1 protein-coding gene is annotated in these 233 nt (G+C 55.8%); it reads right to left on the reverse strand.

Annotated elements, in window-relative coordinates:
• A partial coding sequence (locus KZZ07_RS27495; protein ID WP_219520230.1) for a manganese catalase family protein occupies positions 1–233 on the reverse strand: 233 nt, incomplete at both ends.

Below are 233 nucleotides of genomic sequence, written 5' to 3' on the forward strand. Positions count from 1 at the left end.
GGCGCGGTATAGCTCGCCTTCCTCCTCCACACCTTCGGCCATTCGTCCCTTGGCGCCCTTGTTCAACATCACGATGATCGATCCGACAATCTCAAGGTGACTGAGCTCTTCGGTGGCGATATCCATCAGCAGATCTTTTCTGCCTGGATCATCTTCTGCCAACGCTTGGGTGAAGTAGCGGGAGGCCGCTGCGAGCTCGCCCTGAGCTCCCCCAAACTGCTCTAGTAATAAAT

The sequence above is a fragment of the Mameliella sp. CS4 genome (assembly GCF_019392335.1).
GTDB lineage: Bacteria > Pseudomonadota > Alphaproteobacteria > Rhodobacterales > Rhodobacteraceae > Antarctobacter.